Origin of the sequence: Chamaesiphon sp. VAR_48_metabat_403 (genome assembly GCF_031422475.1) — a bacterium.
Classification (GTDB): domain Bacteria; phylum Cyanobacteriota; class Cyanobacteriia; order Cyanobacteriales; family Chamaesiphonaceae; genus Chamaesiphon.
Map to the genome: position 1 here is coordinate 1 of NZ_JANPLS010000094.1, position 10,967 is coordinate 10,967.

Consider the following 10,967-nt stretch of genomic DNA (forward strand, 5'->3'; position numbering starts at 1 on the left):
GGGACTGGGGGACTGGGAGTGTGGGGAGTGTATGAACGCAGTTCCAAAACTTAAAGCTTGAAGCCTAACTCCCATCTCTTATCTCCGAACTCCCCGCTCCCCGCTCCCTTCAAAGCAACGCCTGATATGCGGACGCTGTTAACAATCGGATTTCGGTTAAATCGGGTGTGGTAACTGCTTCATCACCATTTGTATTTAACCACAATAAATACTCAATATTTCCGGCGGGACCGACTAATGGCGACCAAGTTAAGCCGCGATATTCCCAACCTAACTCACATGCTGCTGCTAATACCCCGGAAATTGCCCCGGCTTGAGCTGATAAATCTCGTACCACTCCATTTTTCCCGATCGCACTTTTACCCACCTCAAATTGCGGTTTAACTAGCAATACGAGTTCTTGTGGAGGTGCCAGTAGCAGCTTTAATGCAGGTAAAATTTTAATTAAGGAGATAAAGGAAACATCGACAACGGCTAAATCTGGTAATCTGACTGGATAGTTATCCTCGATCGGTTCGCCGTAGAGTTCGGTGGGAGTTAAATGGCGAATATTCGTGCGCTCTCGCAATATTACCCGATCGTCTGTCCGAATTTTCCAGTCTACTTGTCCGTAGCCGACATCGATCCCGTAGATTTGTTTGGCACCAGCTTGGAGCAGACAGTCTGTAAAACCGCCTGTAGATATCCCCCCATCGAGACAAATCCGATCGTGAGTGACAATCTCAAATACATCTAAAGCTTTGGCTAATTTTTCACCACCACGAGAGACAAATCTCGCCCTGGCTTTAACTTCTACCATGGCTGTGAGTAAAATTGCCGTGCCAGCTTTATCTACCACTTCACCATTAACGCGCACTTCTCCCGCTTGAATCCAGCGTTGTGCCAACTGCCGAGAGTCACACAGTTTGCGTTCTACTAATAGTACATCCAGGCGTTGTTTTTTCAAGTCGAACTATAAAGACCGCGATCGAGATTTACTTAACGATCTTAAAATAGCATGGGGTCGTGGTAAATGGATTCAACCGATCGCGCCGTCGCTAGCAACCGATCTGCGATTGGCACTGTCCCATAGTTCCCACAGATAAGATTCTACCAGATCGGGCAATCTGGTAATGAAGATTCCTTCTGGACTATCTATCCGATTGGAGAGCCAATAGCCAGTCAGTTCTATTTCTACTCTGTCGAGATCGCACTTACTAGCCGTAACCGTTGTCACATTTTCGCGCTCTAAATAGAAATTGAGTGCTGTCGCTTCACACACCAGCTCTGGCAATAAGAAGCTCGCCTTTACCGCACTGACAAAAGTTTTTTCTCCAATCGATGTCGCAAATCCGAGCCTTTGTTCGACCCAATCTTCAAGATTAGACGTTAGTAGTTCCAAATGTGGGGCTGCTTCAGTATAAATCAATTTCAACATAGGGTCAGATTGATGAAGTCGGGTTACTGGCTTATCGCTGTAGCTTAGAGAAAACTTGTGAGGAAATTGTGAGGGTGCGATCCGATGGCTTACTTAAATGAGAAGTTTTTGCTTCAAGGAATGATAATTATCTGCCCTGTCGCTAGCTCATTCGTCATCCGATCCTACCAAAATTGTTAGAATTATTACTAGTAACACTCACCTAAATAATTGAGTCCTAATCTCAAATACAACCGCCGATCGCTAAATTCCGTAACTGTCGATTTTTACAAAAATCTGACAAATGTACCTTAGTACTGAATAATTAGTAAAGTTTAGGAAATGTTTGCTATTTAACGCAAAAAGTACTACACTAAATACACCACCCTGTCTAGATCGAGTTCTCGGAGCAACTTAATAATGCATACATTAAAGCGGACACCCACCACCGAAATGGAGGTAACTAGCATTCGCCTGGAGCGCGAGCTAAAAGAACGGCTGAAAGAAATTTCTGGCCATCAAGGATATCAAGCCTTAATCCGCGAGGTGCTGTGGAAATACGTCCAACAGAAATCTGGCGATTATCGTCATCGGTTCACTTCTGAAGATATCCGCGCTACCGTTGCTGCAACTGCAAATGCGGAAGAACGCTGTGGTATTACTGGTAAAATCATCAACCCCAACGAACAAATGTTATTGGGTTTGACTAGTACCTGCGATTTGATTCCGCTGTCTTTAGATAGTTTAACCGCTGTGGCTCCAGAGCCAGTCGCTTAGAAAAAATCGACCGAGGCGATTTTACCTCGGTCTTTTCTTAAAAGAGCCATCCAAAGTTAAATACATCGATTTACGTCGATAACTAAAAAGCGATCGCCACCCTTGCTTAAACTAGCATTGAATAGCGATCGCTTTTTAATGAATTGAGTAGAATGGCAGCGATGATAACCTAAATGTCTCGTTCGCTAATCTCGCGTGTCATGTGGTCGAATGGCGCATCGACACAGCTAGTATCGGTAACACCCGTCGATGCTAATCGGTCTTTGACTAGATCTTTGATAATTTGGATACCGCGAACGGTTGGCGCAATTGGAGTACCTAACGAATTATAAGTCTCCCGTAGACCTTGCAGCACTCGCTCGTCTAAGACATTCGTGTCTCCAGCCACGATCGCGTAGCTAGCATACCGCAGATAATAATCCATATCCCGCAAACAAGCAGCATAACGTCTGGTGGTATAAGCATTACCACCCGGACGGATTAATTCTGGGAGTTCGTCAAATAATTTCAAACTTGCTGCTTTGACAATTGCGGCTGCGTTGGCATTAATTACCCCAGCAGCAGCGATTCGCGCCGCACCAGTATCAAAATATGATTTGAGGCTATCGATGGCGTTACGGTCTAAATAACGGCCTGTTATATCGTAAGTTTTAATGAGATTTGTTACAGCATCCCGCATGAGATCGTCCCAACAATTATTCTTTTATCGGTTTATCAGTATCGCAGAAAACTGTACTCAGGTGCGATCGTCGCGTTACAATTCGCAATTGTCTGTTAAGGTGCGATCGCTGCCATTGATGATGCGATCGGTCGAGAATTACTTTACCTGCACATTTTACTGCTGGGTCATTGCTAAAGACGAACCGATCTGGTTTCTAGCCCAAGGATTGAGCCAATCGAACATCTTTGCAGGTCGATCGACTAGGGTGAGTTCTTCTGGGTAGCGAGGCTGGGGATCGCTAGCAAGGACGATCGGCGGTACCATCATGGGATCGTAAGCAATCACTGTGTCCACAACTCCCGGACGGTGCTTGATTTCAACTTTTTGACCTGGATGATATACTGCTATTTCTTGTGCTTGGCTCCAACTCGCTCGATCTGCCATTACTACGATCCCCGTTATACTACCGATAAACTTTACTTATCTTTATGATAGCTAAATTATCTAGGGAAAATTAGGTTTTGGTTAAGTTTGATACTTTTTTTTAATATTTGGCAGCGATCTTTTTAGAAAGCGGGGAGATGGGGGACGGGGAGAATAGATAGATTTTTAATTCAAAATCCTCCCCACTCCCCGCTCTCTGCTCCCATCTCTATCGATTGAGAAACGTTACGATAAGTGAAGAAATGTTTAGTAGATTGGGCGATCGGGGTAACACATCGTGGGATATAAGACAAATCGAGGACTCTGGATAGCACTGTCATTAATTGGAATTTGGGCGACGAGCACGGTGCTCTTATTGAGCGTAGACTTGGCAAACATGCCCCTGTGGGCGAAATGTGGCGGCTTTGCCGTGCAAATGTTTTTGTATGTGGGACTGTTTGTGACGGCGCACGATGCCATGCATGGCTCGATCGTACCTACCAACCCCAAGCTCAATGATGCGATCGGGTGGTTTGTATTATTTGTCTATGCAATGTTTCCATTTACCAAAATGCGCCAGATGCATCATCTCCACCACGAGCTACCAGCACGGGTAGGCGATCCGGACTTTCACAACGGCAAGCATCAAAATTTTTTTGGCTGGTACTTTAACTTTATGCAAAACTACTGGAGTTGGCTGCGGTTGGGGCTACTAATTTCGACGTTTCATGTAGTGCATCAATTATTTGGCGTTCCCGAAGGCAATCTCGCTTGGTTTTGGGTGTTCCCTTCTGTAGCTAGTTCGTTCCAATTATTTTTATTTGGGACATTTTTACCCCACCGCGAACCTAGCGATGGCTATGTCAATGATTGTCATGCTACCAGCACGCCTGTTTCTGAGTTTTGGTCGTTTATTAGTTGTTATCACTTTGGCTATCATGAAGAGCATCATGAATTACCTCATTTGAGTTGGTGGGAGTTGCCACAAGCGAGGAAGTTGAGACTTCAGGGGATAGGGAATAGAGAATAGGGGAGAGTTTATTGCTTTCAAACCTTACCCTTTACCCTTCCGCTTTAACACCTACAGCAAATTGCAAGTTTGTGAGATACACCAGTTAACTCGTTAATCTGACGCGCTACATCCCCGACTTCTTCAAGAAGCGGCTCGCAGCCGGGAGGTTCCCTCCCGGATTATGCGAGACAAGACAGCCGGGGATGTGTACCTTGCTAACATAAAAAGTGCTGTATTCCCTGACTTAACTTAACGGCGAGATAACGACATTAAGATGCGGATGACATACCAAAACAGCAATGCTACTGAAGCAAATAGCTCTAGGGATGCTGCCACATATTGGTCTTTGGTATAGTGATACATAATCTTAGATGTATCGTAAAGAATCGCCGCCATGGCAAATCCTACCATCAACACAGAGAAAAATAATCCGAGATCGAAGCCAAAGATCGCGCTACAGATAATTAAACCTAGTGCGACAAAGCCACCGATTTTGAGCGCGCCGCCCAGAAAGGTAAAATCTTTACCAGTGGTAAAAGCAACTGCGGTCAAACCCAGAAACATTAACGTTGTGAGAATTCCGGCGGTGGGAACGATCGTCGGACTATACAGCTCATTGGCAATATAGATGAGTGGTGCGAATAAAATCGCTTCCATCACTACATATATCCCCAGTCCGGTATATTGCAAGGAGACAGAATCTGCTCTACTTGCCAGTCCTCGCGAGAACCAACCCAAGAGCGAGAATCCAGCTAAAATTGCTAGCCAAGTATACCGCCCCGTTAAGGCACTAGCCAAGGTTGCGGCAATCCCCGACTGAATTAAGAATGTCTCGATAATGATAAACGCACCAACCGCACCAGCTAAATGGCCGTACGTTTTTTTGATAAACTCAGCTTGTTCTTGAGACTGTTCTCTAGCTACAACTTGCATAAATTAAACCTCTACAATTATCGATGCTCTACTCACGATCACCTGCGTCACTATGAGTATGTAATAGATCCAGTTCCAACGCGCCCGAATCCGGTAAAGTTGTAAAAGATCGCACAGGCTCACCTATTCAGATCTTAGCTATTTTTTCAGGCTTTTGGCTTTGGGTATTAGGGAGGGGATAGGGAAATGCAAGTATCCCCACACCCCCCACACCCCCACACCCCCCACACTCCCATTTCTAACATGTCTCACATCGGTCTGCTTTGCCCTGCTGAAACTGGTCATCTGAATACAATGTTACCGTTAGGTCGAGAACTGCAAGGACGGGGGCATCGAGTGACTTTTTTTGGAATAGTCGATGCTGAGTCGAAAGTATTAGCGGCTGGCTTAGAATTTAGATCGATCGGGGAAAGCGAATTTCCGGCGGGAGCGAGCGAAAAGTTGTTTGCAGAACTCGGACAATTGAGCGGTTTGGCAGCTTTACGCTATACGATGGATTGGATCGAAAAATCCGCACTGATTTTCTTAGAAGAAGGGCCGAGTGTGTTAGATGATGCCAAAGTGGATGCTTTATTAGTCGATCAAATTGCGCCCGAAGGTGGTTTGGTTGCTGACTTTTTAGACATCCCCTTCGTGACTCTTTGCAGTGCGTTGCCTTTTAACCAAGAGCCGACCGTGCCGCCGTTTTTTACGACTTGGATTTATAATTTAGCTTGGTGGGCGGTACTTCGCAATCGGGTTGTTTATCATTTAACCAACCCATTTGGTAAATCAATGCAAACTTTACGCATGAATTATCGCAAACTGTGGCAATTGCCAGACGAAACTAGTGCTGATTCACAATTAGCAGTTTTAACTCATCAGCCTGCTGAATTTGAATATCCTCGTCAAGATTTACCGAGTTATTTCCATTTTACTGGCCCGTATCACGATCGCAATAGTCGCAAGCCAGTCGATTTTCCGTGGGATAAATTAACTGGTAAACCGTTGATTTATGCGTCGATGGGGACGTTGCAAAATCAATTAACTGATGTCTTTCAAACGATCGCGAGTGCTTGCGTGGGGTTAGATGCTCAGTTGGTAATTTCGCTCGGTGGTGCTAGTGTCGATTCGTTACCTGAGTTGCCGGGAAATCCGCTGGTTGTGAGCTATGCGCCCCAGCTAGACCTGTTGGAACGGGCGGCGGTGGCAATCACTCATGCGGGGATGAATACCGCCTTAGAATGCCTCACATCCGGCGTTCCGATGGTGGCGATTCCGGTGACTAACGATCAGCCGGGTGTCGCCGCGCGGATTGCGTGGATTGGTGCGGGTGAAATCGTCCCATTGAGTAAGTTAACAGATAAGAACTTGCACGCTGCACTGCAACTAGTATTAACGCAGGAAAGTTACCGTCAAAATGCCCTGAGACTCAAACAAGCGATCGCGGCATCTGGCGGAGTTACTCAGGCGGCTGATATTATAGAGCAGGCGATATCTACCAGAAAACCAGTCAATCGGGTATGAATAAACAGACGATCGAGTTGAATGAATATACTGCTGCTTATACGAGTATCGGTGATGGGATTCCGGTAATTTTATTACATGGTTTTTTTGGCAATGCGGAAACATTAGGAGCGATCGCCAGTACATTAGCGAGTAATTATTGCTGCATCAGTCTAGAATTATTAGGCTTTGGCGATTCTTCTAAGCCAGATTTGCGCTATGTTATCGGCGATCAGGTTGCATTTTTGAAAGAGTTTTTAGTGGCAAAGCAAATATCTAAATTTTATTTAATCGGTTATTCTTACGGCTCTTGGGTAGCGGCTGCTTATGCAATCGATCGTCATGATTTAGCAATTTCCACTCCCGATTTCGCAGGCATGGTATTATTAGCACCAGCCGGAATCAGAGACGATAGTTTTGTCGGTCGCTACGACCATCTGAGACCATTATTCTGGCAGACTCCGCTCGTCGATTTAGCACTCAATTCGATCGCACCATTCATGAAGCTAATGGGACGAGAAAAATCTTTTGAAACTATTCAGAATGCTCGTCATGCGCTTGTTACTCAACCCGCCGCGCGATCGTTTTTACTCGATCGACTCAAGCCAGAAGATGCGATCGATACCGTCGAAAAAGACATCGATCGGATCGATACGCCAACGCTAGTAATTGCTGGAGAAATTGACGGTACGATTCCCTTATGGCACGCTCAAACTTATGCCGAAAAAATTCCCGATGCTACTATAATAATTATCTCCGCAGCCGACCACGATTTGGTACAAACACACAGCCAAGAAGTAACTGAATCGATTTTTGAATACTGGAATCGATCGATTGATTAATTGAGTACGACTAAATATAAAATGACGGGTGGGTGACAACAAAATAGCCGATCTCTACTCAGCTAAGTTATTCGATCGACCCACTGCCATCGGATAATTTAATTAGGTTTGCAGACTTATTAGGTTATACGCTTGAGAATAGCTTTTGGATTTATTTTTCACCGATATTTTTCAAAATGTTTGCTAAGTAATTTCATGATCGATCTCCAGATCCGTTTACAGGAGCGATAGTACCTGCTAATAGTCGTCGCTAGCTACCAAGCCAGATCGACAGGCTTCCGTAATTTCACGGAGTTAGATCTGTTAAGGTGTTGACAGGAGCTAGCTTGACGCGATCGAAACTTCCGTATTCATCGGGATGTCAAACTCCAGAGCCGCCAGCATAATGAAGTTAGGTGAAGTGAGTATTCATCGATATTTAAAGTTGAGCAGACGAGATAATAAGAGGTTAAATGTGGATCGAGCTTCGAGCTGCGGCAAAATACTGCTGTAGCTCGATCGACACCACAGCTATTCTGTGTAGAAGAATTGGCTAGAAAATGCTAAGATCGATTGATGTAGGTACTTACGATCGATTAGCAGTAAATAATCATGAAGTTTAGTTTTTGTCAGACGATCGCGCGGTTATTTTTGCCAATATTATTGGTAGCGATCTCGCTGGTTACGATCGCGATTTCTTATCCCGATCCAGTACTAGCAGACGATTTTACCAAGGCAATATTACCTAACGATGCTGATTTTACGGGCAAAGACTTAACTACTTACGAATTTACGCAAGCAACAGTACGTAATGGTAAATTTATTAATGCCAATCTGACTGGGGTAAGCTTGATTGGTGGTAATTTTGAATCGGCAGACATGACTGGTGCGAATCTCACTAATTCGTTGCTAGATACAGCACGACTCACCCATGTCAATCTCACCAATGCGATTTTAATTGGTGCTTCTACTTCTGTGACTAACTTTGACGGTGCAATTATCGATGGTGCCGATTTTACCGATGTGTTGCTTCGCAAAGACATTCAAATGAAGTTATGTAAGGTTGCCAAAGGCACTAATCCCACGACGGGGAGAGATACTAGAGAGTCGTTAGAGTGTGCTTAATATAGGGGCTAGATAATAGGGAGTAGTTATCTAGATAACTACATGAAAGAGATTAGATCGTTAATAGTTACATTGCGCTGTTTTTCTATTTCTTGAAGCCGCTGCTGGGTTGTTATAAACAACTGATAATATTCGACTTTCTTTGCTAGATCTTCAGGCTCTTTGCTCTGTAATTTATTGAGATAATATTTACGCTTTTGTTCGCAGGCAAATTTTTCCAAACAAGCGATCGCAGCTCTCAATACTAATGGCGATCGTTGAATTTCTTCGGCGGTATGTTCGTCTAAATTAAAGAGATGTTTGACTTGACTAGATCGAACGGGATGTTCGGCGATCGAATCTTGTAATTTAGCAATCAATCGATCGTCTAAATAGTCAATTTCCTCCGATTGAGAATCTTTGTAGCCAGAGGAGGATCGCTCGATAATCTGCTGCCACAAGAAGCGATGGTGAGCGAGTGTAAATGTGAGATCGATCGAATCTAGTGCGTCGATAATTGTCAGGCGGTGGAGGGGATAATGGAGGTAAATCCGCAGCAATAAACTCTCGGCTTGTTCGATGAGTCTTTGATTGGGATGGATGCTGACTGGAGCTACTGCTGCGGGTTGCTCTTGTCTTGCTGCTGCTGGTGTATACTCGATATCTTCGATCAGATCGGGATAATCGGTAGCTGGTGGCGGGGAATATTTAGGTGGGTTCGATCGATTTACAGGTAAATTATTCCCGCCAAACTTAGGTTCTGGGAGTGGTTTGAGTCCCTTAATTGCTGTCTGGAGATTTTCAATTAATAACGGTACCATCCGCGCATCGTCAGCACTTAATAAACTGGCTGACTTTTTCAGGTAATGGGTGCGAGTAGTACCATCGGTGATGTTTTGCAGCAGTTTAATAATTTTCTGGGTAGCCGCTTGATATTGCTCGGCTTGCGTGAGATCCTGATGTTCGATCGCTTTATCGATTTGCCAATCTAACCACAGTGGCGCGCGATCGAGTAAATTTAAATAATCCTGCGGAGTGTGACTTTTTAAAAACTCATCGGCATCTTTTCCCGTCGGTAAATTGAGGATGCGTAATTGTAATTGTCCCTGATAAGCTAAATCGGTAACCTCACCAATTGCGCGTTCGGCGGCAATATTACCCGCTTTATCCGCATCGAAATTGAGGATGATTTGTTTAGATTCGGTAAACTTAACTAACTGTTTTACCTGCGCCAAACTCAACGCCGTACCGAGCGCAGCCACCGCACTATCGATTCCCGCCGCATGGAGCGCAATCACATCAAAATAACCTTCAACTATTACCGCACGATCGGTTTTACTAATCGCATCTTTCGCGCGATCGAGTCCATATAATGTGTTACCTTTATCGAATAATTCTGTCTCTGGCGAGTTGAGATATTTTGGCTGCTCGTCGCTTAAAGTACGTCCGCCAAAACCAATAACTCTACCCCGCAAATCGCGAATCGGAATCATCAATCGATCGCGAAATCTGTCATAATAACTATTGCCATCTTTACGCGCGATCGCAAGTCCCGCTGCTACGATCGCTTGCGGTGGTAAGTTCTTTTGTTCGATTAAATAATTAGCTAAAGTTTCCCAGCCAGCAGGCGCATAACCGAGTTGAAAACTCTGAATTGTTTCGTCACTAAAGGCGCGTTCTTCCTTTAGATAAGTCAGAGCTGTCGCTCCCTGCGGCTGGTTTAATGCATGTTGATAAAAGTTCGCCGTTATCGCCAAAATTTCATACAACTGCTCTCGCTGAGAAAGTCGTCGCTGTAATTCCTGACGCTGCTCTGGTTCCAATGTTTGAACGGGAACCTGATATCGCCGCGCCAAATCTAAGACAACTTCTGTAAACGATTGCTTCCCCAACTCCATCATAAAAGTAATCGCATTGCCCCCCGCCTGACAGCCAAAACAGTAATACATCTGCTTGGTAGGACTAACAGAAAAGCTCGGCGATTTCTCTTGATGAAACGGACAATTACCTAAATAATCCTTACCCCGTTTTTTCAGCACGACATGTCCGCCAATCACATCGACAATATCGACTTTGGCTTTAACTTCTTCGATCGTATCTGGATGTAAACGGGGAATATCCATGAATTAGTGAATAGTTGATAGTGGATAGTCAGTTGCCATCAAATATAGCAGTCCTAAATCATTTGTAAGATGCAATCTTGGTGTTAGTTTAACCGCAGAGGCGCAGCGATGCACGCACGCCTCTGTTCCCCGACGGTTTGCAGATCGAGACAGAGAGCGCAGAGGGAAGAATAAGAATTCTCATAAATCAAATAGGATTGCTATATATTTTCAGACATCCTCAATATTTTTG

11 protein-coding genes are annotated in these 10,967 nt (G+C 44.6%); 5 read left to right on the forward strand and 6 right to left on the reverse strand.

From position 1 onward, the window contains the following. Window positions 1–109 precede the first annotated feature (109 nt). The gene (locus RMO79_RS04885; protein WP_310481935.1) at window positions 110–946 is read right to left on the reverse strand and encodes a TlyA family RNA methyltransferase; all 837 of its coding nucleotides are present in this window, start codon (window positions 944–946) and stop codon (window positions 110–112) included. 72 nt (window positions 947–1,018) lie between these two features. Next, window positions 1,019–1,417, reverse strand: coding sequence for an alr0857 family protein (locus RMO79_RS04890; protein WP_310481936.1), 399 nt, complete (start codon window positions 1,415–1,417; stop codon window positions 1,019–1,021). A 399-nt stretch (window positions 1,418–1,816) separates the two neighbouring features. Here RMO79_RS04890 and RMO79_RS04895 point away from each other — a divergent pair, with 399 nt between their 5' ends. Further along, the gene (locus tag RMO79_RS04895; RefSeq protein ID WP_295616619.1) at window positions 1,817–2,173 is read left to right on the forward strand and encodes a hypothetical protein; all 357 of its coding nucleotides are present in this window, start codon (window positions 1,817–1,819) and stop codon (window positions 2,171–2,173) included. Window positions 2,174–2,342: 169 nt separating this feature from the next. On the opposite strand, the gene apcB is transcribed toward RMO79_RS04895, so the two are convergent. After that, window positions 2,343–2,852, reverse strand: coding sequence for an allophycocyanin subunit beta (apcB, locus tag RMO79_RS04900; RefSeq protein WP_310481937.1), 510 nt, complete (start codon window positions 2,850–2,852; stop codon window positions 2,343–2,345). A 156-nt stretch (window positions 2,853–3,008) separates the two neighbouring features. Next, window positions 3,009–3,278, reverse strand: a complete 270-nt coding sequence (locus RMO79_RS04905; RefSeq protein WP_310481938.1) for a hypothetical protein — start codon at window positions 3,276–3,278, stop codon at window positions 3,009–3,011. 376 nt (window positions 3,279–3,654) lie between these two features. Here RMO79_RS04905 and RMO79_RS04910 point away from each other — a divergent pair, with 376 nt between their 5' ends. Continuing rightward, window positions 3,655–4,287, forward strand: a complete 633-nt coding sequence (locus RMO79_RS04910) for a fatty acid desaturase (RefSeq protein ID WP_310481944.1) — start codon at window positions 3,655–3,657, stop codon at window positions 4,285–4,287. A 231-nt stretch (window positions 4,288–4,518) separates the two neighbouring features. Here the strand turns inward: RMO79_RS04910 and RMO79_RS04915 are convergent, their stop codons facing one another. Then, a complete protein-coding gene (locus tag RMO79_RS04915; protein WP_310481939.1) occupies window positions 4,519–5,202 on the reverse strand; it encodes a Bax inhibitor-1 family protein in 684 nt (227 codons plus the stop codon). A 243-nt stretch (window positions 5,203–5,445) separates the two neighbouring features. On the opposite strand from RMO79_RS04915, the gene RMO79_RS04920 reads away from it, so the two are divergent. The 3 genes from RMO79_RS04920 (at window position 5,446) to RMO79_RS04930 (ending at window position 8,633) form a co-directional block, all read left to right on the forward strand. Beyond that, window positions 5,446–6,708, forward strand: coding sequence for a glycosyltransferase (locus RMO79_RS04920; RefSeq protein WP_310481940.1), 1,263 nt, complete (start codon window positions 5,446–5,448; stop codon window positions 6,706–6,708). Beyond that, window positions 6,705–7,529 (forward strand): alpha/beta hydrolase, encoded by an 825-nt coding sequence (locus RMO79_RS04925; protein ID WP_310481941.1) that lies wholly within the window; start codon window positions 6,705–6,707, stop codon window positions 7,527–7,529. The genes RMO79_RS04920 and RMO79_RS04925 overlap by 4 nt, the downstream gene beginning before the upstream one ends. A gap of 591 nt (window positions 7,530–8,120) precedes the next feature. Next, window positions 8,121–8,633, forward strand: coding sequence for a pentapeptide repeat-containing protein (locus RMO79_RS04930; RefSeq protein WP_310481942.1), 513 nt, complete (start codon window positions 8,121–8,123; stop codon window positions 8,631–8,633). Between the two features lie 38 nt (window positions 8,634–8,671). Here the strand turns inward: RMO79_RS04930 and dnaG are convergent, their stop codons facing one another. Next, window positions 8,672–10,735, reverse strand: a complete 2,064-nt coding sequence (dnaG, locus tag RMO79_RS04935) for a DNA primase (RefSeq protein WP_310481943.1) — start codon at window positions 10,733–10,735, stop codon at window positions 8,672–8,674. Window positions 10,736–10,967 lie beyond the last annotated feature (232 nt).